At 65.2% G+C, this 24737-nt stretch carries 23 protein-coding genes; 14 read left to right on the forward strand and 9 right to left on the reverse strand.

Features of this window, described 5'->3' with window-relative positions; all coding sequences use genetic code 11:
- Positions 1–32 precede the first annotated feature (32 nt).
- On the forward strand, positions 33–1055 hold the full coding sequence (locus tag FIU28_RS10260; protein ID WP_143572837.1) for an LLM class flavin-dependent oxidoreductase: 1023 nt from the start codon (positions 33–35) through the stop codon (positions 1053–1055).
- A 196-nt stretch (positions 1056–1251) separates the two neighbouring features.
- On the opposite strand, the gene FIU28_RS10265 is transcribed toward FIU28_RS10260, so the two are convergent.
- Entirely contained in the window at positions 1252–1575 is a 324-nt protein-coding gene (locus tag FIU28_RS10265) for a DUF1476 domain-containing protein (RefSeq protein ID WP_143572838.1), read from the reverse strand.
- Between the two features lie 327 nt (positions 1576–1902).
- Between FIU28_RS10265 and purC the strand changes: the two genes are divergently transcribed.
- From purC to FIU28_RS10305, 8 genes are all read left to right on the forward strand, one after another.
- Positions 1903–2670, forward strand: a complete 768-nt coding sequence (gene purC / locus FIU28_RS10270; protein WP_086937119.1) for a phosphoribosylaminoimidazolesuccinocarboxamide synthase — start codon at positions 1903–1905, stop codon at positions 2668–2670.
- Between the two features lie 10 nt (positions 2671–2680).
- A complete protein-coding gene (purS, locus tag FIU28_RS10275; RefSeq protein ID WP_143572839.1) occupies positions 2681–2923 on the forward strand; it encodes a phosphoribosylformylglycinamidine synthase subunit PurS in 243 nt (80 codons plus the stop codon).
- A 10-nt stretch (positions 2924–2933) separates the two neighbouring features.
- A complete protein-coding gene (purQ, locus tag FIU28_RS10280) occupies positions 2934–3635 on the forward strand; it encodes a phosphoribosylformylglycinamidine synthase subunit PurQ (RefSeq protein ID WP_143572840.1) in 702 nt (233 codons plus the stop codon).
- An 11-nt stretch (positions 3636–3646) separates the two neighbouring features.
- A complete protein-coding gene (locus tag FIU28_RS10285) occupies positions 3647–4606 on the forward strand; it encodes a tripartite tricarboxylate transporter substrate-binding protein (RefSeq protein ID WP_246660993.1) in 960 nt (319 codons plus the stop codon).
- Positions 4607–4693: 87 nt separating this feature from the next.
- Entirely contained in the window at positions 4694–4873 is a 180-nt protein-coding gene (locus tag FIU28_RS10290; RefSeq protein WP_143572842.1) for a DUF2256 domain-containing protein, read from the forward strand.
- Positions 4870–6390: a cryptochrome/photolyase family protein gene (locus FIU28_RS10295; protein ID WP_143572843.1), complete on the forward strand. Its 1521-nt coding sequence runs from the start codon at positions 4870–4872 to the stop codon at positions 6388–6390. Before FIU28_RS10290 ends, FIU28_RS10295 begins: the two co-directional genes overlap by 4 nt.
- A gap of 284 nt (positions 6391–6674) precedes the next feature.
- Positions 6675–8273: an ABC transporter substrate-binding protein gene (locus FIU28_RS10300; protein WP_143572844.1), complete on the forward strand. Its 1599-nt coding sequence runs from the start codon at positions 6675–6677 to the stop codon at positions 8271–8273.
- A gap of 161 nt (positions 8274–8434) precedes the next feature.
- Positions 8435–9961 (forward strand): L,D-transpeptidase, encoded by a 1527-nt coding sequence (locus tag FIU28_RS10305; protein ID WP_143572845.1) that lies wholly within the window; start codon positions 8435–8437, stop codon positions 9959–9961.
- A gap of 22 nt (positions 9962–9983) precedes the next feature.
- Here FIU28_RS10305 and FIU28_RS10310 read toward each other — a convergent pair whose 3' ends face one another.
- Together FIU28_RS10310 and FIU28_RS10315 are read right to left on the reverse strand one after the other, a co-directional pair.
- On the reverse strand, positions 9984–11144 hold the full coding sequence (locus FIU28_RS10310; RefSeq protein WP_143572846.1) for an acyl-CoA dehydrogenase family protein: 1161 nt from the start codon (positions 11142–11144) through the stop codon (positions 9984–9986).
- 68 nt (positions 11145–11212) lie between these two features.
- Entirely contained in the window at positions 11213–11695 is a 483-nt protein-coding gene (locus FIU28_RS10315; protein ID WP_246660936.1) for a PaaI family thioesterase, read from the reverse strand.
- Positions 11696–11878: 183 nt separating this feature from the next.
- On the opposite strand from FIU28_RS10315, the gene purL reads away from it, so the two are divergent.
- The gene (purL, locus tag FIU28_RS10320) at positions 11879–14083 is read left to right on the forward strand and encodes a phosphoribosylformylglycinamidine synthase subunit PurL (protein ID WP_143572848.1); all 2205 of its coding nucleotides are present in this window, start codon (positions 11879–11881) and stop codon (positions 14081–14083) included.
- A 208-nt stretch (positions 14084–14291) separates the two neighbouring features.
- Here the strand turns inward: purL and FIU28_RS10325 are convergent, their stop codons facing one another.
- Positions 14292–15227: a 2-hydroxyacid dehydrogenase gene (locus FIU28_RS10325; protein WP_210245496.1), complete on the reverse strand. Its 936-nt coding sequence runs from the start codon at positions 15225–15227 to the stop codon at positions 14292–14294.
- A 44-nt stretch (positions 15228–15271) separates the two neighbouring features.
- Positions 15272–16444 carry an acyltransferase family protein gene (locus tag FIU28_RS10330; RefSeq protein WP_168202907.1) on the reverse strand — a complete coding sequence of 391 codons (1173 nt, stop codon included), beginning with the start codon at positions 16442–16444 and terminating at the stop codon, positions 15272–15274.
- Positions 16445–16669: 225 nt separating this feature from the next.
- Between FIU28_RS10330 and FIU28_RS10335 the strand changes: the two genes are divergently transcribed.
- Positions 16670–16906 carry a BolA family protein gene (locus tag FIU28_RS10335; RefSeq protein WP_143572851.1) on the forward strand — a complete coding sequence of 79 codons (237 nt, stop codon included), beginning with the start codon at positions 16670–16672 and terminating at the stop codon, positions 16904–16906.
- 159 nt (positions 16907–17065) lie between these two features.
- Here FIU28_RS10335 and egtD read toward each other — a convergent pair whose 3' ends face one another.
- On the reverse strand, positions 17066–18031 hold the full coding sequence (gene egtD, locus FIU28_RS10340) for an L-histidine N(alpha)-methyltransferase (RefSeq protein ID WP_143572852.1): 966 nt from the start codon (positions 18029–18031) through the stop codon (positions 17066–17068).
- Positions 18032–18069: 38 nt separating this feature from the next.
- Positions 18070–19317 carry an ergothioneine biosynthesis protein EgtB gene (gene egtB, locus FIU28_RS10345; protein WP_143572853.1) on the reverse strand — a complete coding sequence of 416 codons (1248 nt, stop codon included), beginning with the start codon at positions 19315–19317 and terminating at the stop codon, positions 18070–18072.
- Between the two features lie 284 nt (positions 19318–19601).
- Here egtB and grxD point away from each other — a divergent pair, with 284 nt between their 5' ends.
- From grxD to FIU28_RS10360, 3 genes are all read left to right on the forward strand, one after another.
- Positions 19602–19937, forward strand: coding sequence for a Grx4 family monothiol glutaredoxin (gene grxD, locus FIU28_RS10350; RefSeq protein WP_143572854.1), 336 nt, complete (start codon positions 19602–19604; stop codon positions 19935–19937).
- Between the two features lie 187 nt (positions 19938–20124).
- Positions 20125–21378, forward strand: a complete 1254-nt coding sequence (locus FIU28_RS10355) for a serine hydrolase domain-containing protein (protein WP_143576131.1) — start codon at positions 20125–20127, stop codon at positions 21376–21378.
- On the forward strand, positions 21359–22651 hold the full coding sequence (locus FIU28_RS10360; RefSeq protein WP_143572855.1) for a serine hydrolase domain-containing protein: 1293 nt from the start codon (positions 21359–21361) through the stop codon (positions 22649–22651). Before FIU28_RS10355 ends, FIU28_RS10360 begins: the two co-directional genes overlap by 20 nt.
- A gap of 174 nt (positions 22652–22825) precedes the next feature.
- Here FIU28_RS10360 and FIU28_RS10365 read toward each other — a convergent pair whose 3' ends face one another.
- Together FIU28_RS10365 and rpsD are read right to left on the reverse strand one after the other, a co-directional pair.
- Positions 22826–23896 carry a threonine aldolase family protein gene (locus FIU28_RS10365; protein ID WP_143572856.1) on the reverse strand — a complete coding sequence of 357 codons (1071 nt, stop codon included), beginning with the start codon at positions 23894–23896 and terminating at the stop codon, positions 22826–22828.
- Between the two features lie 209 nt (positions 23897–24105).
- Entirely contained in the window at positions 24106–24723 is a 618-nt protein-coding gene (gene rpsD / locus FIU28_RS10370; RefSeq protein ID WP_143572857.1) for a 30S ribosomal protein S4, read from the reverse strand.
- Positions 24724–24737: the final 14 nt, after the last annotated feature.

Below are 24737 nucleotides of genomic sequence, written 5' to 3' on the forward strand. Positions count from 1 at the left end.
TAGAGTGACACGTCCCTCCGAGCACCCATCATATGAAGAACATCGGCTTTTCCTCGTTCGGCCACTGGTCGCCGTCGTCGTCCTCGCAGACGCGGTCGGCGGGGGACGCGCTGCTGCAATCGATTGATCTGGCGGTCGCCGCCGAACAGCTCGGCGCCGACGGCGCGTATTTTCGCGTGCATCATTTTGCGCGACAACTCGCGGCGCCGTTTCCGCTGCTGGCGGCGGTCGGCGCGCGCACCTCGACAATCGAGATCGGCACTTCCGTGATCGACATGCGCTACGAGAACCCGCTGTATATGGCGGAGGATGCGGGCTCGGCCGACCTGATCTCGCGCGGCCGGCTGCAGCTCGGCCTGTCGCGCGGCTCGCCGGAGCAGGTGATCGAGGGCTATCGCTATTTCGGCTATGCGCCGCCGGAGGGCCAGACCGACGCCGACATGGCGCGGCGGCATACGGAAGTGTTTCTCGACGTGCTGCAGGGCAAGGGCTTCGCGCAGCCCAACCCACAGCCGATGTTTCCCAATCCGCCCGGCCTGTTGCGGCTCGAGCCGCATGCGGACGGCTTGCGCGAGCGGATCTGGTGGGGGGCCTCGACCAATGCGACCGCGCAATGGGCGGCCACGCTCGGCATGAATTTGCAGAGCTCGACGCTGAAGATCGACGAGAGCGGCAAGCCGTTCCACGTCCAGCAGGCCGAGCAGATCCGGCTCTACAAGGACGCCTGGAAGGCGGCGGGTCACACGCGGACGCCGCGCGTGTCAGTGTCGCGCAGTATCTTTGCCCTGATGAACGACCAGGACCGCGCCTATTTCGGCCGCGACGGCAAGGACTCGGACAAGGTCGGCTATCTCGGCGGCACCGAGCGCGCGATCTTCGGCCGCTCTTATGCGGCGGAGCCGGACGTGCTGATCAAGGAACTTGCGGCCGACGAGGCGATCGCCGAGGCCGATACGCTGTTGCTGACGATGCCGAACCAGCTCGGCGTCGACTACAACGCGCATGTCATCGAGGCGATCATCAAGCACGTCGCGCCGGGGCTGGGCTGGCGGTGACTTCCTTCACCCTCCCCCTTGCGGGGAGGGTCGTTCGCTGAGCGTCAGCGAAGCGAGCGGGGTGGGGGTGCCACATGCTCTGCAGAGATCGGGGCTACCCCCACCCCGGCCTTCGGCCGACCCTCCCCGCAAGGGGGAGGGTAGCTATAGCGCCCCCCACCCTGGCTCACTGCAAGGGGGGTAAAGAAGCCTCGCTTTACGTCCCGGCCTTCACCTGCTCGACGGCGGTGGCCATCAGCTCGTGCATCTTGGCGCGAATTGCCGGTTCGGTGACGGCCACGCCCTTGGCGGTGAGGTCGCCGTGCACCTTGCGGACGACGTCGGCGTCGCCGGCTTCCTCGAAATCGGCGGCGACCACTTCCTTGGCATAGGCGGCGGCGTCATCGCCGGACAGGCCGAGCTGTTCGGCGGTCCACAGGCCGAGAAGCTTGTTGCGGCGGGCTTCGGCCTTGAATTTCTGGCTCTCGTCGAGCGCATATTTGTTCTCGAAGGCGTCGCCGCGCTTGTCGAATGAGGACATGGTTAAATCCTGTCTTGTGTTGAAAATGAAACGATGGAGCCGTTGTCTGGGCGTTTCCGAGCCCTAGATAGGGATAGAACGCGTTGCCTACAATTGACGCAAGGTCGCAGGCGACCGGTCCGTTTGGCAGCGGGACGGGTAAAACCCCGGGGGTTCCAGGCCTGATCGATTGTATCGGCCGGTTCGATCGGCTAGGTTGCCTGCGGGCCCGGTTCTCGTTTCGTTTCTTTTACCGATCCTGGCCAATACGGCAGCTCCGTCGTAGGTCGATCCCGTCACCCGGAGCCCATATCACCCATGGATTTCAACAACACACGGTACATCCCCATGAGCCGTCGACGTCGCATTTACGAAGGCAAAGGCAAGGTCCTGTATGAGGGTCCGGAGCCGGGCACGCTGATTCAGCACTTCAAGGACGATGCGACCGCGTTCAATGCCAAGAAGCATCAGGTGATCGAGGGCAAGGGCGTCCTCAACAACCGGATCTCGGAATATCTGTTCCAGCATCTGAACGACATCGGCGTCCCCACCCACTTCATCCGCCGCCTCAACATGCGCGAGCAATTGATTCGCGAAGTCGAGATCGTGCCGCTGGAAGTGGTGGTGCGGAACGTGGCCGCGGGTTCGCTGTCGCAGCGCCTCGGCATCGAGGAAGGTACCCAGCTGCCGCGCTCGATCATCGAGTTCTATTACAAGAACGACCAGCTCAACGACCCGATGGTCTCGGAAGAGCACATCACCGCGTTCGGCTGGGCGACGCCGCAGGAAATCGACGACATCATGGCGCTCGCCATCCGCGTCAACGACTTCCTGACCGGGCTGTTTCTCGGCATCGGCATCCGCCTGGTCGACTTCAAGATGGAATGCGGCCGGCTGTTCGAAAACGACATGATGCGCATCATCGTGGCGGACGAGATTTCGCCGGATTCGTGCCGGCTGTGGGACATCAAGTCGAACGAGAAGCTCGACAAGGACCGTTTCCGCAGGGATCTCGGCGGCGTGCTGGAGGCCTATACCGAGGTCGCCAAGCGGCTCGGCATTCTCGCCGAAAACGAACGCCCGATGGGCACCGGCCCGGTACTGGTGAAGAGCTGAGGATTTTTCCGTGAAAGCGCGTGTGACGGTTACATTGAAGAACGGCATCCTGGATCCGCAGGGCAAGGCCATCGAGGGCGCGCTGAAGTCGCTCGGCGTCGAAGGTATTGCTTCTGTGCGGCAGGGCAAGGTGTTCGACATCGAGATCCCCGGTGGCGACAAGGCCAAGGCGGAGGCGGCCCTGAAGGCCGCCGCCGACAAGCTGCTCGCCAACACCGTGATCGAGAATTACCAGGTCGAAGTTCTAAGCTAGGTCAGTTGACATGAAATCCGCCGTCCTCGTCTTCCCCGGTATCAATCGCGAGCGCGACATGGCGCGGGCGCTGAAGCTCGCGTCGGGCCATGACGCGTCGATGGTGTGGCACGCCGACACCGCGCTGCCTGCGGGCACCGACCTCGTCGTGGTGCCCGGCGGCTTCTCCTACGGCGACTATCTGCGCTGCGGCGCCATCGCGGCGCGCTCGCCGGTGATGGATGCGGTGCGCGCCTTTGCCGCCGATGGCGGCATGGTGCTCGGCGTCTGCAACGGCTTCCAGATCCTGTGCGAAAGCGGATTGCTGCCGGGCATTTTGATGCGCAACGCAAAACTGAAATTCATCTGCCACGACGTGCATCTGCGCGTCGAACGTTCCGACACGGCCTTCACCCGCGGCTACAAGGCGGGCCAGGTGATCCGCGTGCCGATCGCCCATGGCGAGGGCAACTACACCGCCGACGCCGAGACCCTGAAGCGCCTCGAAGGCGACGGCCGCGTGCTGTATCGCTATTGCTCGCCGGCCGGCGAGGTCAACGACACCCACAACATCAACGGCGCGGCAGCCTCGATCGCCGGCATCGTCAATGAGCGCGGCAACGTGCTCGGCATGATGCCGCATCCGGAAAACCACGTCGAAGACATCATGGGCTGCACCGACGGCCGCGGGCTGTTCGCGGGCCTGGTCGATCATCTCGCGAAGGCAGCGTGAAGCCCGCAGCAATCCGGCTTGTCGCGGCCGCCGTGCTGGCGGTCGTCTCAACCGTGACCGCGCAGGCGCAGGATTTCCCGAAGCGCGCGATCACCATGATCGTACCGTTCGCGGCCGGCGGCACCTCCGACGTGATCGCCCGCGTCGTCGCCGAACAGATGGCGACCCATCTCGGCCAGCCGATCATTCTGGAGAATGTGGTCGGCGCCGGCGGCTCAACTGCGCTGGCCCGTGCGGCGCGCGCCACGCCTGACGGCTACACCATCGCCATCGGCAATGCCGGCACTTCTGCCGCGACCTACACCATCTATCCAAAACTGCCGTTCACGCCGGACTCGTTCGTGCCGGTCGGCATGATCGCCAAGACCTTCGGCATCGTGGCGCTGCGCAAGGATTTTCCGGCGGCGACGCTGAAGGAATTCATCGCTTACGCCCGGGCCAATCCCGGCAAGATCAATCTCGGCCATGCCGGCGTCGGCTCGTCGAATTACCTGATCTGCAAGAGCTTCGTGGCCGCCGCCGGCATCGACGTCACGCTGGTCGGCTACCGCGGCGCCGCGCCGGCGCTGACCGACGCGATCGGCGGCCAGATCGACGGCGTCTGCGATTCCGCGGCGTCCGTATCGCAGGCGATCGACGACAAGCTCGTGCGCGGGTTGGTCGTGGGCTCGAACGTGCGGCTCGGCTCGCTGCCGGATCTGCCGACCTCGGCGCAAGCGGGCTTGCCGGAGTTCGAGGCGCAGGGCTGGAACGGGCTGTTCGCGCCAAAGGGCACGCCGCCCGAGATCATCGCGAAGCTCAACTCCGCGGCCCGCGCCGCGGTGGAAAGCGCCGCCGTAAAAAAGCGTTTCGTCGATCTCTCCACCGTGGCGCCCGATGCCGACGAGCATGCGCCCGAGGTGCTGCAGGCGCTGGTCGTGCGCGACGTCGCAAAATATCGCAGCATGCTCGCCGGCGACAAGGCGCCGTAGCGCGCTGCCCGCGTTTTACGCTCGCGTGCAACCCGTTCGCGTTTGCCTCGTACCTGATCATACCCCGCAGATGACGAGCCAATCCCCATGCCGAAAATGCGCCTGAAATCCGATCTGCCGCAGAAGACCTGCGCGGCGTGCGGGCGGCCGTTCACCTGGCGCAAGAAATGGGCGAAGGACTGGGACGAGGTGAAAACCTGCTCGGATCGCTGCAAGGGCGAGTTGCGCCGGCAGAATCGTGAAGCCGCCGGCGCGGCGCGGTCATGACCAGCCTGCGCCTGGTGCTCGGCGATCAGTTGACGCGCGATGTCGCGTCCTTGCGCGACTATGCCGACGGCGACGTCGTGCTGATGGCCGAGGTCGCCGATGAGACCACCTACGTCAAGCACCACCAGCAGAAGATCGCCTTCGTGCTGTCGGCGATGCGGCACTTTGCCGAGGAACTGCGCGCTGAAGGAATCGTCGTCGACTACGTCAAACTCGACGACGTCGGCAGCAGCGGCTCGATCTCCGGCGAGCTGCAACGCGCGGTGATGCGCCATGCGCCGTCGCGGGTGGTCGTCACCTCGCCCGGCGAGTGGCGCGTGCTCTCCGATTTTCGCGCGCTCGATCTCGGCGTCCCCGTAATCATCCGCGACGATGATCGCTTCTTCGCCAGCCCGGAGCGTTTTGCGCAATGGGCCGAGGGCCGCAAGGCGTGGCGGATGGAATTCTTCTACCGCGAGATGCGGCGCGAGACCGATCTCCTGATGGAAGGCGACCAGCCCGCCGGCGGGCAATGGAATTTCGACAGCGACAACCGCAAGCGGCTGCCGAAGGCCGTGCAGGTGCCGCAACGCTTCGGCTTTGCGCCGGATGCGATCACGAAAGAGGTGCTCGCGCTGGTTGGCGAGAAGTTTGCCGATCATTTCGGCGATCTCGTGCCGTTCGAATGGGCGGTGACGCGGACGGACGCGCTGCGCGCGCTCGACACCTTCCTGCAGGGCGCGCTGCCGAATTTCGGCACCTATCAGGACGCGATGGCTACCGGCGAACCCTTCGTGTTTCACGCTGCGATCTCGCCTTACCTCAATGCCGGGCTGCTGACGCCGCGCGAAGTCTGCATCGCCGCCGAGCGCGAGTATCTTGAGAAGCGCGCGCCACTCAATGCGGTCGAAGGCTTCATCCGCCAGATCCTCGGCTGGCGCGAATATATTCGCGGCGTCTACTGGCTGAAAATGCCGGACTATGCCGAGACCAATGCGCTGGGTGCCACGCGGCCGCTGCCGTGGTTCTACTGGTCCGGCGACACCGACATGCACTGCTTGCGCGAGGCGATCGGGCAGACCCGGCGCCATGCCTATTCGCACCACATCCAGCGGCTGATGGTGACCGGCAATTTCGCGCTGCTGGCCGGCATCGCGCCGAAACAGATCGCGGAGTGGTATCTGGCCGTCTATGCCGACGCCTATGAATGGGTCGAGCTGCCGAACGTGCAGGGCATGTCGCAATTCGCCGATGGCGGGCTGCTGGCGTCAAAACCCTATGCCGCGTCGGGAGCCTATATCGATCGCATGTCGGACTTCTGCAAGAGCTGCAAATACGACGTGAAGCAGAAGTCGGGGCCGACGGCGTGCCCGTTCAATTACCTGTACTGGGCGTTCCTGATCCGCAATGCCGGCACGCTGCGCGGCAACCAGCGCCTGGCGATGCCCTACGGCACGCTCGCTCGCTGGGACGAGGGGCACAAAGCAGCGGTGCTGGCGGATGCGGAAGCGTTTCTGAATGGGCTGGTGGTGAAGTAGCGCGCGCTTTCTTCCCCTCCCCCTTGCGGGGTCTGGCGGACGAATTCGTCCGCCATGGGTGGCCGGCCGCAGGCCGGTCGGGTTGGGGGTGCCACAGCCGAAGGCGCTTGTGGCACCCCCAACCGTCACGTTTGTTCGCTTCGCTCTCAAACGCGCCACCCTCCCAGCCTAGCGAAGCTTCGCTTCGCACGGGGGGAGGGGAAGCAGCGTCCCCTTGGCCCAAAACTTGCTCCTTTCTCTCCGCGCAACGGCTGCGCCTGTCCCTCATGGACGCTGGAGAGATCATGCTGAACCGTCACCTCACCCACGCCCTCGCGCTCGGCGCGGTGTTGCTCGCGCAACCGGCACTTGCGCAATCGACGCTGCGCATCGCAATGACGGCGTCGGACATTCCGACCGCCACCGGCCTGCCGAACAACGGCTTCGAGGGCATGCGCTTCATGGGCTATCCGATCTTCGAGGGCCTCGTGCTGTGGGACCTCGCCGACAACAAGAAACTCGCAGGATTACGGCCGGGTCTTGCGGAAAAGTGGGAGCAGGCGCCGGGCGACAACAAGACCTGGATCTTCCATCTGCGAAAGGGCGTCAAATTCCATGACGGCACCGACTTCAATGCGGACGCAGTGATCTGGAATCTGGAGCGCTACTTCAAGAACGACAGCCCGCAGTTCGAGGTCGCGGCCTCCGCGATGTCGCGCGCCCGCGTGCCCTTGATGGGCAGCTACAGGAAGATCGACGACAATACGGTGGCGATCTCGACCACGACCGCGGCGTCGTATTTCCCTTATATGGCGGTGTATCTGCTGTTCACCTCGCCGGCGTCGTTTGCAAAGGCCGGCGACTGGGCCAAGGTCGCGATGCTGCCGGCCGCCGGCACCGGCCCGTTCCGCATTACCAAACTCGTCCCGCGCGAGCGCGTCGAGCTGGCGAAGAACGACGGCTACTGGGACGCCACGCACAAGGCCAAGGTCGACACCATTGTCCTGATGCCGGTGCCGGAGGCCAATGCGCGGCTCGCCGCGCTGCGCTCCGGGCAGGTCGACTGGATCGAGGTGCCGCCGCCGGACGGCCTGGCGTCGCTGAAAGCCGCCGGCTTCACCATCACCACCGGCTCCTATCCGCATGCCTGGCCGTGGTTCTTCAACATCGGCGCCAAGGACAGCCCGTTCAAGGACGTAAAAGTGCGGCAGGCGCTGAACTACTGCGTCGATCGCGAGGGGCTGGTCGGGCTTTTGTCCGGCACCGCCGAGCCCTCGGCCGGCTGGCTGAAGACCAGCGATCCGAACTTCGGCAATCCGGTCAACCGCTACAAATACGATCCGGCCAAGGGCAAAGCGATGCTGGCCGAGGCCGGCTTCACGGCGGCGAAGCCGCTGTCGTTCAAGGTGCAGGTGTCGTCGTCCGGCTCCGGCCAGATGCTGCCGCTGCCGATGAACGAGTTCCTGCAGCAGAATTTGAAGGAGGCCTGCAACGTCACCGTGGAGTTCGACGTGATCGAATGGACGGTGCTGCTCGGCAATGCCCGTGCGCTGCCGGACGCACCCAGCCTGAAAGGCGCGCTGGCGCTCAACATCTCGTCGCCGACCTCCGACACCGGCATCATGGCGCGGTACTTCGCCGCGGCGAATTTTTCACCGAACGGCTTCAATTTCGAGCAGTGGAAGGATGATGCGTTCGAGGACGCGCTGAAGACGCTGGCGGAGTCGACCGATCCGAAGACGATTGCGGCGGCGACCGCCAAGGCGCATGAGCGGCTGGTGGACAATCCGCCGTGGCTCTACATCGTGCACGACCTGAATCCCCGTGCGATGAGCGGCAAGGTGAAGGGCTACGTCTCGCCGCAGTCGTGGTTTCTCGACATGACGCAGGTGAGCGTGCAGTAGGGCGAGCGGCAAACGCGGGCGGCCTTTCCCTTTCCGCGCGAAGCGAAGCTTCGCTAGGCGCGGGGGGGGGAAAGACGGCGTCGCCCTTCCGCGGGCACATTCGGTCGTATAAGAGAGATTCGACGGCGCGTGTGCGTCGGCCCATCCGACCGAGGCACCGCATGATCCAGCGAATTTCGACGGCCAGACCCCGCGGACCGATCCATCGCCGCGGCGCTCCCGCCATCGCGATCCTGGCCGTTATCGCCGCCCTCGTACCATTGCGCGCTGACGCGGCGTCGAAATCGAAACGCCCCGCGGCCATCACCGAGGCCACCGCGCCGCGCGAGGCCGGCGAGCCGATCATGGCGATCGTCTCGATCAAGACGCAGCACGTCACGTTCTACGATGCCGATGGCTGGATCCATCGTGCGCCGGTATCGACCGGCACCACGGGGCGCGAGACCCCGGCCGGCGTGTTTGCCATCCTGGAAAAAAACAAGGAGCACTACTCGAGCCTGTATGACGACGCCTTCATGCCGCACATGCAGCGCATCACCTGGAACGGCGTCGCCATTCATGGCGGGCCGCTGCCGGGCTACGCGGCCTCGCATGGCTGCGTCCGCATGCCGTTCGGCTTTGCCGGGAAGGTGTTCGACCGGACACGGATCGGCATGCGGGTGATCGTGTCGCCGAACGATGCTGCGCCCATCGACATTTCGCACCCGGCGTTGCTGGTGCCGAAGCCGGAAGCCATTGCCGCCGCGCCTGCGCGCGCCGAGACGCTGGCCCGCGAGGCCGCGGATGCGGCGAAGGCTGCCGACGAGGCGAAGCAGGCTGCGGCATCCGCTGCGCGCGAGGCGAAGGCGCTCGATGCATCGCTGAAGAAGCTGCAGGCGCAGAAGGCCCGCGCCGATCGCGACCTTGCCAATGCCGGGCAGGCGCTTGCCGCCGCCACGACCGACGAAGCGCGCGCGCGCGCAGGAGAACGGCAGCAGAAGGCGACGGCTGCGGTCGCAGAGGCAACGACGCAGCTCGACGCCGCCACCGACGCCGCGGCTGCGAGGCCAAGCGTCGCCGCTCTCAAGGAGACCGCGAAATCCGCCGCCACCCGCAAGGCCGATGCCGCCACCGCCCTGACCGATGCCAGGCTCGCGCTGGAGCCGGTGTCGATCTACATCAGCCGCGCCACGCAAAGGCTCTACGTGCGCCGCAACACCCACAAGCCGGCGCCGGACGGCGGCGGTGAGGTGTTCGATTTCAGCATCGAGGCGCCGATTGCGATCCGCGATCCCGACCGGCCGATCGGCACCCATGTGTTCACGGCGATGGCCAAGACCGAGACGGGCCTGCGCTGGAGCGCGGTCTCGATCGACGGCGCCGGCAGCGCAAAGGACGCCCTCGACCGCGTCACCCTCCCGCAGGACATTCTCGACCGCATCGCGCCGACCGCGGGGCCGCGCTCCTCGATCGTGATTTCCGACGAGCCGCTCAGCAAGGAAACCAACTACCGCACCGAGTTCGTCGCGGTGCTGGCCGACCAGCCGCAGGGCGGCTTCATTACCCGCAAGCCGACGCCGGTGATGGTGGCTGACCGCGACGCGCCGGACGATGGCTTCGACCTGTTCTCGCCGCGCAACTGGGGCTTCCAGCCGGAAGAACCGCGCCGCGGCCAGCCGATGCGCCAGGGCCCGCGCGGCTTCTGGTAGGCCGCGCGCTATTCGTTAGAGATCAGGCCTGTGCGGCCTTCCAGTCGCGCTTGATCTTCTTGGCGAGTGACCATTTGTGTACTTCGGTCGGGCCGTCATAGATGCGGAAGGCGCGGATCTCGCGAAACGCCTGCTCGACGATGGTGTCGCCGGAGACGCCGTTGCCGCCCATCACCTGCACGCAGCGGTCGGCGATCCGCATCAGCGATTCCGACACCGCCACCTTGGCCATCGAGCTCTCGGCGGTACCGAGCGAGCCGCTGTCGAGCACGCCGGCGCACCAGTCGATCATCAGCTCGGATGCCTTGATGTCGATCAGGTTCTCCGCGAGCATGAAGCCGATGCCCTCGTGGTCGACCAGCGGCTTGCCGAAAGCGTGGCGGCGGCAGGCATAGTCGGTGGCGATCTGGTTGGCGCGGATCGCAAGGCCCAGCCAGCGCATGCAATGCGACAGCCGCGCCGGGCTGAGCCGGATCTGGGCATATTTGAAGCCGTCGCCCGGCGCGCCGAGCATCTGGTCGGCGGGCACCCGCAGATCCTCGATGGCGATTTCAGCGTGGCCGCCGGGCATCGAATTGTCGATCGTATCGAGGATCCGCAGCGTGCGGATCGCAGGGTCCGGCAGGTCGACCAGGAACAGGCAGGCGCCGTCGTCGGACTTCGCCATCACGATGCCGACCTTCGCGCCTTCCGCGCCGGTGATGAATTTCTTGGTGCCGTTGATGACCCAGTGGTTGCCGTCGAGCCGGCAGGTGGTCTGCATCATCGACGGATCGGAGCCGGCGCCGCCGCTCTCCGCAGGCTCGGTCATAAAGAACGCCGAGCGCGCGCGGCCGGACACCAGGGGCTCGAGGAAGCGCGTCTTCTGCTCAGGCGTCCCGACTTTGCCCAGCAAATACATGTTGCCCTCATCGGGCGCCATGGTGTTGCAGGCCAGTGGCCCCAGCGGCGACAGGCCGGAGGCGATCAGCGCAATGGCGGTCTCGCGCTGGGTCAGATGCGAGCCGTCTTGAAGAATATGCGGCGTCAGCACGCCGGCGATCCGCGCTTTGTCGCGCAGCTCCTGCACCAGTTCGTCCGACGGGCCATGCGCCCCGATCCGCGGATCCTTCTCGAAAGGAAACACCTCGGCGCGGATGAAGGCCTCGATCCTGGCGGCGATGGCGTCGGCTCGTTCGGTCATGGGGTTCCTCGGTAGGTCTGCGCCGTGGCGGCGTCTTTTTTTTGTGGGGCGTCCGTGATGCGGGCCGGCTATTCCGCGGCCAACGCCGGCCGCACCTTCTTCTTCACGCGCTTGATGGTGCCGGAGAACGAGAACAGCTTGCGCTCGCCCGAGCGCAGCATGCCGCGCAGGAAGATCAGCGAGCCGCCGACGCGGGTCATCTCGCCGTCGCATTCGATCAACTCATCTTCCTTGGCCGCGTCGAGGAATTCACAGGCGAAGGAGACGGTGATGCCGGGGCCGGCGAGTTCGCGCGAGGCGAGCGCGAACAGGCAGTAATCGGCGAAGGTCATGTAGCAGCCGCCGTGGACGTTCTTCATGCCGTTGAGGTGGCGCGCCTCGACGCGGAAGGCGCAGCGCACGGTGCCGTCGGGCTGAACCTGGTGCCAGAACGGGCCGGACAGCGATTCGAAGGAATCCCGCTTCCAGGTGGTCCAGCCGGCGAATTCGCCCTCCGTGGCGGTAAAGGCGTCGGCATGGAACGGGATGGTGGCGTCGAGAGGCACATTCACGCGGCTGAACTCCTTGGATTGGCAGCTGAAAGTGGTTAAATCCGTTTCCATCGCCGGGCGCAAATGGCGCCTCCGGCGGCATTTTCCTTAAAGCCTTGGACAGGGTGGGCGCAGGGGGTAAAAGCCCTTTTCCCGCTGTTCCGTTCTTCCCCCGGGAGGAACCACCACGAACGCAGAGCTCCCATGAATCAGCCGAAAATCACCCCCGAACTCGTCGCCTCCCACGGCCTCAAGCCCGACGAGTACGAGCGCATCCTCAAGCTGATCGGGCGCGAGCCGTCGTTCACCGAGCTCGGCATCTTCTCGGCGATGTGGAACGAGCATTGCTCGTACAAGTCGTCGCGGCTGCATCTCAAGGGGCTGCCGACCAAGGCGCCGTGGGTGCTGCAGGGGCCGGGCGAGAACGCCGGCGTGATCGACATCGGCGACAACCAGGCCATCGTGTTCAAGATGGAGAGCCACAACCACCCGAGCTATATCGAGCCCTACCAGGGCGCGACCACCGGCGTCGGCGGCATTCTGCGCGACGTGTTCACGATGGGCGCAAGGCCGATCGCCTGCCTCAACGCCTTGAGCTTCGGCGCGCCGGAGCATCCGAAGACGAAGCATCTGGTGAGTGGCGTGGTGGCCGGCGTCGGCGGCTACGGCAATTCGTTCGGCGTGCCGACCGTCGGCGGCCAGATGCGCTTCCACACCCGCTATGACGGCAACAATTTGGTCAACGCGATGGCCGTCGGCCTCGCGGATGCCGACAAGATTTTTCTCGCGGCGGCGTCGGGCGTCAACATGCCGATCGTCTATCTCGGCTCCAAGACCGGCCGCGACGGCATCCATGGCGCGTCGATGGCCTCGGCCGAATTCGACGAGGATTCCGCCGAGAAGCGCCCGACCGTGCAGGTCGGCGACCCCTTTGCCGAAAAGCTGCTGCTGGAGGCCTGCCTCGAGATCATGGCCGCGGATTGCGTGATCGCGATCCAGGACATGGGCGCCGCGGGCCTGACCTGTTCCGCGGTCGAGATGGGCGCCAAGGGCGACCTCGGCGTCGAACTCAACCTCGACACCGTGCCGACGCGCGAAATGGGCATGAGCGCCTATGAGATGATGCTGTCGGAAAGCCAGGAGCGGATGCTCATGGTGCTGAAGCCGGAGAAGGAGAAGGAAGCCGAGGCGATCTTCCGGAAGTGGGGGCTGGATTTCGCGATCGTCGGCTACACCACGCCGACGATGCGCTTCGTCGTCAAGCACAATGGCGAGACCATGGTCGACCTGCCGATCAAGGAATTGGGCGACGAGGCGCCGCTGTACGACCGCCCGCACGTGCCGACGCCGGCGCAGCCGGTGATTCATGCGCGCGACATCGTTGCGCCGATGGGGATTGCCGACGCGCTGGAGAAGCTGATCGGCACGCCGGAGCTTTGTTCGAAGCGCTGGGTGTGGGAGCAGTACGACCATGTGATCGGCGGCAACACCGTGCAGCGCCCCGGCGGCGACGCTGCGGTGGTGCGCATCGAGGACGGCCCGAAGGGGCTGGCGATGACCGTCGACGTCACACCGCGCTATTGCGAGGCCGATCCGGTCGAGGGCGGCAAGCAGGCGGTGGCCGAAGCCTGGCGCAACATCACCGCGGTCGGCGGCCGTCCGATGGCGATCACCGACAATCTCAATTTCGGCAACCCGGAGCGGCCCGAGATCATGGGCCAGCTGGTCGGCTGCCTGAAGGGCATCGCGGAGGCCTGCATCGCGCTCGACTTCCCGATCGTGTCGGGCAACGTCTCGCTCTACAACGAGACCAACGGCCGCGGCATCCTGCCGACGCCCTCGATCGGCGGCGTAGGCGTGCTCGACGACTTCACCAAGTCGGCGACGCTGGCGTTCAAGACGCAGGGCGATGCGATCCTCCTGATCGGCGCGACCGAAGGCTGGCTCGGCCAGTCGGTATACCTGCGCGACATCTGCGGCCGCGAAGAAGGCGCGCCGCCGCCGGTCGATCTGGAAACCGAGAAGCGCAACGGCGACGTGGTGCGCGGCATGATCCACGCGGGGACTGCGACCGCGGTGCATGACGTCTCCGACGGCGGTCTCTTGATCGCGCTGGCCGAGATGGCGATCGCCTCGGGCATCGGCTGCAAGCTGGACGCCGCGCCGGAAGCGATCGTGCCGCACGCCTGGTGGTACGGCGAGGACCAGGCGCGCTACATCGTCACCGTCCGCGACGAGGATTTGTTGACCGTGCTGTCGAAGCTGAAGAGCGTCGGCGTACCGTGCGTGCAGATCGGCGTCACCGGCGGCGTCGAAGTCGTGGTCGCCGGCGAGCGCGCGCTGCACGTCAAGGCGCTGGAGCACGCGCACGAAGCCTGGCTGCCGGCCTATATGGGCGCGAAGGCTTAAGCTCAACTATCAAAACCAAGCGCTGTAGCTCCCCTCCCCCTTGCGGGGAGGGGTTGGGGGTGGGGGTGCCACCGGCGCCGTCGCCCGCGGCACCCCCACCCCGTCCTCCACTGCGAACGATGCTACGCATCGTCCTCCGTTCGGACGACCCTCCCCGCAAGGGGGAGGGGATTACGGGCGGCTGCGTTTTATTTGATAGAACCGACTCTCAATAGCTCCGCGTGCGGTCCACCACATGCAGCAGCGGCGCGCCGCTCTGCGCGCGCGCGATATTGTCCGCGATCGCCTCGGCGGCCGAGCTGACGCGCGTGGCGGCGGCGACATGCGGCGAGATCGTCACGCCGGGATGCGACCAGAACGGATGATCGGCCGGCAGCGGCTCGGTGCGGAACACGTCGAGCGTTGCATTGGCAACCTGTCCGCGGTCGAGGGCTGCGATCAGTGCGGCGTCATCGATCAATGAACCCCGGCCGGCATTGAGGATGCAACTGCCCTGCGGCAGCAGCGCCAATCGTTGGGCGTTCAGCAAATCGATGGTGTCGGGCGTCTCGGGCAGGATCGCCACCAGGATCTCGGCCGTGGCCAGCGCCTCGGGCAGGCGGTCCGCGCCGGCGAGGCAGCGCACGCCGGCAATGTCGCGCGCACTTCGCGCCCAGCCGGTGACGCGGAAGCCGAGAGAGGCCAGCGTGGATGCCGCCGCCGATCCGAGTTCGCCCAAGCCCAGCACCGTGACCGACCGATCGCTGGCGAGCGGCGGCACATGCTGCTCCCACGTCCGCGGCTTCTGGCAGACGTAACGATCGATGCCCAGATGCGCGCGCAACGTATGCGCCACCACCCATTCCACCATGCCCTGGCGCAGGCCGCTCTCGACCATGCGGCACAAGGGCTGGGTCAGCGTGGCATTGCCGACGATCTTCTCGACGCCGGCCCACAGGCTCAGCACGGCGCGCGCGCGGGTGAACACGGCGAAGTCCGTGACCGGCCCGCCGGTGGCGTGGATGACGTAGTCGACCGCGTCGGGCGCGATGTCGCCGGGGAGACCCGTCTCGGCCGACAGGCCGCGGCGCTTGAGCGCGTCGAGGATCGGCGCGCGATATTGCGCGTAGAGGTCGGGCTTGACGTTGAAAAGAAGCTTGATCACCTGCACCTGTCCATTTCGCCGGCGAATCTCCGCCGGATGGCGCATTACAGCACGCGCCGGGCGCCGGGTATGCGGCGCAGCAGCGCGGTCGCGCCCCAACTCAGCGCCAGCGTGCCGGCGAACACGATCAGCGCTTTCGGGATGGCCGTGAGCGGCGCGTTCAGCAGCGCGTATTGCAGCCACAGCACCGGAATATAGTGCACGACATAAATGCCGTAGGCGTCGTCGCGCATGGGATCGAGGAAGCTGCGCTCGCGCTGGCCGAAGCGCAGGAACAGCGCCAGAATCGCGAGGCAGATCAAGGTGCAGGCGACCGCATAGATCACGCCGTAGCTCGACTGCCACCAGAACGGCGGCGCTCCGGGCAGGTTGGACAGAAGCATGCGACGGAAATTGACGAGCCAGGTCAGCCCGCCGAACGACAGCAACGCCGCCGTCAGCCAGATCCACCAGCGCCGCGCCAGCGTGCCGGTCTTTGCCAGCAGGCCCTGATCGATATTCGCAGCCCCGATGCCCATGCCGGCGAAGAAGAACACGCCGTAGATCACGACGCGGCTGAGCTGCACCTGCAGCGGCCCCCAGTTGAACCATCTGACAGCGCCGACCTGAAACAGCATCGGCACGTAGGCGATGATCGAGACGATGGCCAGCGCGCCGGCGAACAAGGCAGGGCGCTGGAAGGATTTTTGCGACAGCCGGTTGATGCCGTCGATCAGGCCGGGGGCGAAATACAGGATCGGAATCGCCAACAGGTCGAGAAACAGCAGGTACCAGATGAACCAGCCGGGGCCATCGAACCAGATCCCCTCGCGGAGATTGGCGGCGTAGAACTCGAAGAAGCCGAGCGTCGAGCCGGTCAGCCGGAACGAGGCGTAATAGGCTGATGGCATCAGCACCATGAGCATCACGAGAAACGGCAGGCCGAGCCGCAGTGCGCGGTCGCGCAGGAAGGCGGCAATACCCTTGCGCCTGAGCGAGCCTGCGACGAACAGCCCGGACAGCAGGAACATCAGGCACATGAAGAATGCGTCGTTGAACAGCGTCAGTAAATTGAAGCCCATCCAGCGCTGGCTGTCGACCACCGGCGCCGTCGACCACAGATAGTGGTTGGGATAGAACCGGCCGAACGCCGTGTAGGCGACCACCGAATGGTTCACCAGCACCAAGAGGGTGATGAAGGTACGGGCGCGGTCCAGCGCGGCATTGCGGTCTGACATGGTGGTGAAAACTCTCCTGGGCTGCATGTCATTGCGCGCCAGGGCGGCGCACGCTGCGAGCTAGCACGAAATTCCGCGATGGTCATGACGTCACGAGCTGGCTTTGAAAGGGCTGCCGCGGCGATATATCCCCCGGAAACCCGTGACGCGCTGCGCTGCCCGGGCTAAGTTCGGGAAGCCGCCGCGATGCTTTTATGCCCGATTCGATGGCCTGGAGATTCGACAATGCCGATGGACGCCCACGATATCGAGACCATGATCAAGGCCGCGCTGCCCGATGCCGAGGTGACGATCCGCGACCTCGCCGGCGACGGCGACCACTACGCGGCCACCGTGATCTCGGAATCCTTCCGCGGCAAATCCCGCGTTGCCCAGCACCAGATCGTCTACCAGTCGCTGCAAGGCCAGATGGGCGGCGTGCTGCACGCGCTGGCGCTGCAGACCGGCGTGCCGGAGGGCTAGTTACCGACCGACCTCTCCGCCGTCATTGCGAGGAGCCCTTGCGACGAAGCAATCCAGCTCTTTTCGCGCTTGCCGCCTTCTGGATTGCCGCGTCGCTTCGCTAAGGGGAAAGCCAAAGGCTTTCCTTGACCTCGCAATGACGGGGGCGAGGTCCGGGCACTACTCCCCCGCGACCAGCGCGTGAACCGAGAACTGTTTGCCGGCATCCGTCCATGATGCCTTGGGGGTCCAGCCGGAGCCCTTGGCCAGGGCCATGAAACGCTCGAGGCTGTATTTGTAGCTGCTCTCGGTGTGCAGGCTCTCGCCGGTGCGGAAGGTGAAGCTGCGGCCGAGCAGATGCACGGTCTGCGCGGTCCGGGCGATCAGATGCATCTCGATGCGGTGGCGTTCGCGGTTGTAGATCGCGCGGTGCGTGAATGCGGACAGGTCGAAATCGCCGCCGAGTTCGCGGTTGATGCGGACCAGGACGTTCTTGTTGAATTTCCCGGTGACGCCGGCGGCGTCATTGTAGGCGGCGTAAAGCTGCTTCTCGTCCTTCTCCAGGTCGATGCCGATCACCAGCAGCGCGCCCGGCCCGAGAATGGCGCGGGAACTGCGCAGGAATGCGCTCGCCTCGTGCGGCTCGAAATTGCCGAGCGTCGAGCCCGGGAAGAAGCCGACCTTCGGCATCGCCTTCACTTCCGCCGGCAGTTCGAACGGCGCGGTGAAATCCGCGGTCACCGGATAAACGTTCAGCGACGGAAAATCTGCGCGCAATTCGGCGGCCTGCGCATTGAGGAATTCGCCGGAAATATCGACCGGCACATAGGCGCCGAACTCGCAGCTATTCAGCAGCAGCCGCACCTTGGTGGTGGCGCCGGCGCCGAATTCGACCAATGCTGCGCCCTTCGGGACGATGGCGTGGATGTCGGGCCCTCGCTCGCGCAGGATCTCAAGTTCGGTGCGGGTCGGGTAATATTCCGGGAGCACCGTGATCTGTTCGAACAGCTCGGAGCCGGCGGCGTCGTAAAAATATTTCGGAGACAGTTTTTTCGGGTGTTGCGAGAGCGCTTCGGTGACGTCGGCGGCGAACAGGGTGGTGGCTTCGTCGAGCAGGGCTATGCCCTGCGGGGCATGGATATTCATCGAAAACCTCTCCTCAACGCTGACGCGCTGCGACTGAATCAGGCACCGTAATCGGCGAGCCGAAGCCCGGTGAATTGCCAGCGGTGATGGGGATAAAAGAAATTGCGATAGGAGATACGGCTGTGATCGTCCGGAGTTGCAAGCGACGAGCCGCGCAGCACCAATTGGTTGACCATGAACTTGCCATTATATTCGCCGAGCGCGCCCTCGATGGCGCGGTAGCCGGGGTAGGGCGAGTACGAGCTGCGGGTCCACTGCCAGACGATGCCGAAGGCGTCGTTGAGGCCGCCGGCGCGCGCGGCGACTTCCCATTCCATCTCGGTCGGCAGGTGCTTGCCGCTCCAGCGCGCGAAGGCGTCTGCCTCGTAATAGCTGACATGGCAGACGGGGGCTGCGGGATCGACCGGCTGCAGGCCGCCCAGCGTCATGACGCGCCATTCGCCATCGACCTGGCGCCAATGGCCGGGAGCCTGCCACTGCTCGCGCTCGGCGGCGGCGAAACCGTCCATCAGCCACAGCGTCGGCGTCGTATAACCGCCGGCTTCCATGAACTGCAGCCACTCGCCGTTGGTGATGAGGTTGCGCGCGAGCTTCACGGGGCCGACCAGCGCGCGATGCGCCGGCTTCTCATTGTCGAAATGAAAGCTGTCGGCCTGGTGCCCGATGGTGTGGATGCCCTCGGTCAGCGTCAGCCACGGATCGCCTGACGTGGTCGAGGCCGGAAAGCGCCAGTCGGGGTCGTAGGCCGGCGGGATCGGGTTCTGCGCAAACGCATGCAGGATATCGGTCAGCATCAGCTCCTGGTGCTGCTGCTCGTGGTTGAAGCCGACTTCCAGCAGCGGCACCAAAGAGGCCAGCTTGGCGTCATCGGTGGCGTTGAAAAAGGCGATCACCGCGTCGTCGACGTGGCGGCGATAGGCGGTGACGTCGTCGGCGCCCGGCCGCGTGAGGTGGCCGCGCTGGGCTCGGCCATGGCGCGGGCCGGCGGAGACGTAATAGGAATTGAACAGATAGGCGTAATCGGGGTGGTAGGGCGTGTAGCCCGGCGCGTGGTCGCCGAGCAGAAACTGCTCCCAGAACCAGGTGACATGAGCGCGGTGCCATTTCGCCGGCGAGGCGTCGGGCATCGACTGCACGAGCTGGTCTTCAGCCGAGAGTGACGCGGCGCGACGTTCGGTCTCAACGCGGACTTTGAGGAAGGCATCGCCCAGTTGCTGGGCAAGCGAGCCGGTCGAGATCGGCGCGCGGGCAGCTAACGGGGCCACGGCGGGGGCAAGATTCGTCACGACAAACTCCGGTTTTGGAGAGAACGCAGCTTGGCGAAACGTGTTCCGCGGGCGTTCTGTTCTAAATAGGACATCCCGAGCCGGATTAAAGGCTTGCCGTCATGCCATCGGGCGGACGTCCGAAGCTCCGGAAAAGCCTGCGGGATCAACGGCTGAACGGATTTTTTGAACGGTTCGACGGCCGAATGGTGCAACCTTTTGGTTGGGGTGCGAAACGGTTTCGGCTACATATATGCGTGAGGCAGCAGGCGGGCCGGTGGACCAGCCGCAACAGGGACGCAATCATGAGCATTGAGCAATTCATCGAGAACGAAGTGAAGACCAACGACGTGGTGCTGTTCATGAAGGGCACGCCGCAGTTCCCGCAGTGCGGCTTCTCGGGCCAGGTGGTGCAGATCCTCGATCACGTCGGCGTCGGCTACAAGGGCCTCAACGTGCTGGAATCCGCCGAGCTGCGCGACGCCATCAAGACCTATTCGAACTGGCCGACCATTCCGCAGCTCTACGTCAAGGGCGAGTTCGTCGGCGGCTGCGACATCATCCGCGAGATGTTCCAGGCCGGCGAGTTGCAGAGCCTGTTGGCCGACAAGGGCGTGGTCACCGCGCCGGCCGGCGCCTGATCGACTCGCTTTATTGTTCCCGAACGCGGTCACGCGTTCGGGAAAGGCGCGATGAAGGTTCCGACCTACCGCCCTTGCGGGGCGCCCCTTGTATGCCCGTCCGCCATCGCTACACTTGTCGCGGGCCGGCACAGGAAGGGTGACGATTTTGCGACACGGAATACGCGCGCTGCTCTGTGCGGCGCTGATGGTGGCCGCATTTCCGGCACTTGCCGAAGACCGGTTTTCCGCGCCAGGCACTTTCGACATCCCCGCCAGCGCGCATTTCTCGCACGACCGGCTGAAGAAGATCGGCGAGTTCTTCGAAAAGCAGATCGCCGACAACAAGATCCCCGGCGCCATCGTGCTGATCCAGCAGCATGGCAAGCCGGTCTACAAGCAATTCTTCGGCGTCCGCGATCCCGACACCGGCCAGCCGATGACGGACGATACGATCTTCCGGCTGCATTCGATGACCAAGCCGATCACCTCGTTCGCCGCCATGATGCTGGTCGATGAGGGCCGGCTCAAGCTCGACGATCCCGTCTCGAAATATATTCCCTCGTTCGGCTCCGTGAAGGTCGGCGTCGAGAAGAAGCTCGAGAACGGCGAGAAGGCGCTGGAGATCGTGGCGCCGGAGCGCCCGGTCAACATCCGCGACCTGCTGCTGCACACGTCCGGCATCACTTACGGCTTCTATGGCGACAGCATGGTGCGGCGCGCCTATGGCAATGCGCAGATCTACAATGGCAATTTCGACAACAAGGACTTTGCCGACCGCATCGCGCAACTGCCGCTGGAGTATCAGCCCGGCAAGATCTGGGACTACGGCCATTCGACCGATATTCTCGGCCGCGTCATCGAGGTGATCTCCGGCAAGTCGCTGCTGGCCTTCGAGCAGGAGAAGTTTCTGGGGCCGCTCGGCATGAAGGACACCGGCTTCTTCGTGAAGGAGAAGGAAAAGGAAATCATGCTGGCCAAGCCGATCGGCTGGGACCGCGACTTCCGCACCGGGCGGCAGAACCGGCCCGAGACCTACCAGAAATGGGAATCCGGTTCGGGCGGCATGGTCTCGACGATGTCGGACTATGCGAAGTTCGCGCAGATGCTGCTCAATGGCGGCGAACTGGACGGCAAACGCTATATGAGCCCGGCCACCTTCAAGGACATGACCACCGATAAGATCGGCAAGGAATCCGGCATCGCGCGCGACGCGATGTATTTCCCCGGCGACGGTTTCGGCTTCGGCTATGGCTTCGCCGTACGCACCGATGCCGGCAACGCCAAGCCGCCGCCGCCGGGGTCATTGGGCGAGCTGAAATGGGACGGCGCCTCCGGCTGCTATTTCATCATCGATCCCAAGCATGATTTCTTCGTCGTGCTGCTGGAGCAGACCCCGTCGGAACGGCAGCGCATCCAGCGCTCCCTGAAATTGCTGGTGTATGAAGCGCTGCAACACTGACCGCCGCACGCTGCTGCTCGGCCTGCTGTCGCTGGGCGTTGCGTCCGCGGCGCGGGCCGAGACGCCGCCTGCGGCGATAAAATCCGCGCCGCAGCCGGCGCGAAAATTTGCGCCGGACCTGCAGGCGCGGCTGAACGATTATTTCGGCGAGCAAGTCGGCACCGGCAAGATTCCCGGCGCCATCGCGATGGTGCAGCAGCACGGCCGGCCGGTGTATTTCGAGGCCTTCGGCCGCCGTGACGCCGGCAACCCGATGCAGCCGGACGCCATGTTCCGGCTGTATTCGATGTCGAAGCCGATCACCTCGGTGGTCGTCATGATGCTGGTCGAGGAGGGCCGGCTGCGGCTCGACGATCCGCTGTCGACCTACATTCCGGCGTTTGCGAAAACCCGGGTCGGCATCGACCGCGCCGGCGGCGACGAGCACGCGACGTCCGAATTCGTAGCGCTCAACCGTCCGATCACCATCGAGGACCTGCTGCGCCACACTTCGGGCATCACCTACGGCTTCTACGGCAACGATCCGGCGCGGCGGCGCTATTCGCGGCTCGACATGTTCGACAGTAGCGACATCGACAATGCCGAACTGGCTGAGCGCATCGCGCGGCTGCCGCTCGCCGAGCAGCCCGGCACGCTCTGGGACTACGGCCATTCCACCGACGTGCTCGGCCGCGTCATCGAGGTGATCTCCGGGCAGCCGCTGTCCGCCTTCCTGAAAGCGCGGCTGTTCGATCCGCTGGGCATGAATGACACCTCGTTCTACGTCACCGACGAGCAGAAGCGCCCGCGCATTGCCGAACCTTTCGCCGGCGACCGCATGCTCGGGCCGGTGGTGGGGATGCATGACCCGCTGGATATCAAGCGCTGGGAGGCGGGCGGCTCCGGGCTGATCGGCACGATCAGCGACTACGCGCGCTTTGCGCAAATGCTGTTGAACCGAGGCACGCTGGACGGCCGGCGCTATCTGAAGCCCGAGACGATCGCGCTGATGACGTCAGATCATGTGGGGCCGGGGAGCGGCGTCAAGCGCGACTATTATTACTTCCCGGGCGACGGCTCCGGCTTTGGTTACGGTTTCGCGGTGCGTACCAAAGAACTCGCCAGCGAACCCGGCCCGGTCGGCGAGTATCGCTGGGACGGCGTCGGCGGCACGTTCTTCTGGATCGATCCCGTGGACGACATGTTCGTCATCGTGATGATGCAGGCGCCGTCGCAGCGGTCGCCGGTCGAGGGAGCGGTGAGGAAGATTGTGTATGGGGCACTCACGAATTAGCTGTCATTCCGGGATGCAGCGGACGGCGAAGCCGGCCGGTGCAGACCCGGAATCCCGATATGTTCATCGTCCCATGTCGAGGTTCCCCGCCACTCCAATTGGAGTGGCTGAGGTTCGCTCGAGCTTTGCTCTCGCGCCCCGGAATGACAGTTTGGGGCTACGACAGTTTAAGACTCACGCCTTCCTGACGATATCTCGCACCAGCCCCAGCGTTTCCTCGATCATCGCCGCACTGACATCGAGATGCGTGCACGCCCGGATCCGCCCGTCCATCACAGCCAGCAGCACGCCCTGCTGGCGCAATGCCGCGACCATTGCCGGCCCCGTGATGCCGCAGCCGGCGGGATCGAAAAACACCAGATTGGTCTGCGGGCTCTGCACCACCATGCCCTCGATCTGCGCCAGACCACCGGCCAAAGCGCGTGCATTGGCGTGATCGTCGGCCAGCCGCTCGACATGGTGGTCGAGCGAATACAGGCAGCCCGCGGCCGAGATGCCGGCCTGGCGCATCGAGCCGCCGAGCCGCTGCTTCCAGCGCCACACCTCGTCGATGAAATCGCGCGAGCCGGCCATCGCGGCACCCAGCGGCGCGCCGAGACCTTTGGTGAAATCCAGCCACACCGAATCCCAGCCCTGCGACATGTCGCGCGCGGAAATGCCGGTGGCGACGCAGGCGTTGAGCAGCCGCGCGCCGTCCATATGCGTCGCCATGCCATGATGGCGCGCGATCGCGCTGACCGCGTCGAGTGCGTGCTTTGGCCAGATCGTGCCGCCGCCGATATTGGCGGTCTGCTCGACGCTGACCAGCGTCTGCGGCGGCTCGTAGCGGTTGCGCGGATGCAGGGCCGCCTGCAATGCCTCCGGCGTGAACTGGCCGTTCTCGCCGGGCACCGCGGTGACCTGGAAGCCGCCGAGTGCGGCATGCGCGCCGCCTTCGCGGCTGATGAGGTGCGCGGCGGGATGCGCCAGGATCTCGTCGCCGCGCCGGCAATGCACCAAAGTGGCGGCGACGTTGCACATCGTGCCCGACGGCATGAAGACCGCGGCCTCCTTGCCGAGCAGATCGGCGACGCGCTCGCACAGCGCGTTGACGGAGGGATCGTCGCCGATCTGCTCGTCGCCGACCTCGGCCTCGGCCATCGCCGCGCGCATCGTCGCGGTCGGCCGGGTCTGGGTGTCGGACAACAAATTGATGCGGATTTTTGGCTGCGCGGGATCGGTCGGCGTCGGCGTGTAGGTGGTCATGCACAGTCCTTTCAGCCGTCATTGGGAGGTCAGGGAGAGCTTTGGCTTTCCCCTTAGCGCAGCGACGCGGCAATCCAGAGGGCTGTAAACGCTGTAAGAGCTGGATTGCTTCGTCGCAAGAGCTCCTCGCAATGACGGGGGAGAAGACGGCGCTCCAACAAAAAGGCCCCGGTGAACCGGGGCCTTGATCTCGTCAGCGCTGTTAGCGTTTAGCGCGAATAGAATTCGACGATCAGATGCGGCTCCATCTGCACGGCGAACGGGACGTCCGACAGCAGCGGAATGCGGATGAACTTGGCGGTCATCTTGGAGTGATCGGTTTCGACGTAGTCCGGGGTGTCGCGCTCGCCGAGGGTCGAGGCTTCCAGCACGAAAGCGAGCTGCTTCGAGGATTCCTTGATTTCGACGACGTCGCCGACCTTCACCTTGTAGGAGGCGATGTTGACGCGCTTGCCGTTCACCTTGATGTGGCCGTGGTTGATGAACTGACGGGCCGCGAACATGGTGGCGACGAACTTGGCGCGGTACACCACGGTGTCGAGGCGGCGCTCGAGCAGGCCGATCAGGTTTTCACCGGTGTCGCCCTTCATGCGGCCGGCTTCCACGTAGATGGAGTGGAACTGGCGCTCGGAAATGTTGGCGTAATAGCCCTTCAGTTTCTGCTTGGCGCGCAGCTGCACGCCGAAGTCCGAGAGCTTGCCCTTGCGGCGCTGGCCATGCTGGCCGGGGCCGTATTCGCGCTTGTTGACCGGCGATTTGGGACGACCCCAAATGTTCTGGCCCATGCGGCGGTCGATTTTATACTTGGCTTCACTACGCTTGGTCATCGCGTCCTCGATGG

It is taken from the genome of Tardiphaga sp. vice154 (assembly GCF_007018645.1).
Taxonomy (GTDB): Bacteria; Pseudomonadota; Alphaproteobacteria; order Rhizobiales; family Xanthobacteraceae; genus Tardiphaga.